The 1,026-nt window shown below is 47.2% G+C and carries 1 pseudogene; it reads left to right on the top strand.

Annotated features, from left to right (window positions below):
• A pseudogene (locus ACESYO_RS16375) lies at positions 1–927 on the top strand (helicase); the annotation flags it as partial.
• Positions 928–1,026: the final 99 nt, after the last annotated feature.

The following is a 1,026-nucleotide window of genomic DNA, read 5'->3' as shown; positions in this document are numbered from 1 at the left end:
GGCCGTATGGTTCGTCAGGGCAATGAAAATAAAGAAGTAGCCATCTATCGTTATGTAACCGAATCGACATTCGATGCATACAGTTGGCAGCTGATTGAAAACAAGCAACGCTTCATCAGTCAGATCATGACCAGCAAAAGCCCTGCGCGCTCCTGTGATGACATGGATGAAGCCGCGCTTTCTTATGCAGAGGTAAAAGCCCTGGCCGCAGGCAATCCCGCCATCAAAGAAAAGATGGATCTGGATATTCAAGTCACCAGATTACGCACCCTCAAGGCACAATATATCAGCCAGCGGTATCGGCTGGAGGATTCCATATCCATTGCGTTTCCGTCTGAAATCCAGCGAAAACGAGAAATTCTTTCCGCTTGCTCTTTGGATGAAACAACTTTGAAAAACAACACCCTTCTGGATAACGACGGCAATGAGATTTTTTCCATTATGCTTATGGAAAAGAGCTACACGAAACGAGAGGATGCCGGTAAAGCATTACTCGGACTTTTGGGTATGGCCATGGATAGCGACTCGCCGGTAACAATCGGCAGTTACAAAGGGCTTCAACTTCAAATCCTGTATTTTCCTCTTACCAACGAGTTTCAAGCGCAACTGGCTGGTGAAGGCACCTACAGAACCGCATTAGGCGCGGATGCTCTTGGCAATATCACTCGTATCACCAACACCGCAGCATCCCTGCCGAAACGGATTGAAAGCACCCGGGACGCTTTGGTACAGCTGGATAAACAGCTGGAAAATGCCCGTGAGGAATTGAAAAAACCTTTTTTACAGGAAAAAGAACTGGCTGAAAAAAGCAAGAGGTTGGCCGAGCTGAACGCACTGCTCAACATGAATGAAAAAGAAAATGTGGTTGACCATATGCCCAATGATACGGAATCTCCTCTAAAACGTTCTGAACTTTTGCGCACATAAGAAATAAGCGCGGAGCCTGACTAGCCTTGTCAAGCTCTGCGCTTTTTGTTACAATCATTCCGGTGGTGCTGCCGGATACGGCAGGCGGTTAGTCCCAAT

The sequence above is a fragment of the Allofournierella massiliensis genome, assembly GCF_964241245.1.
Taxonomy (GTDB): Bacteria; Bacillota; Clostridia; order Oscillospirales; family Ruminococcaceae; genus Allofournierella; species Allofournierella massiliensis.
Note: the sequence above shows the minus strand (reverse complement) of the source record. Positions and strands in the feature narration are given on the sequence as shown.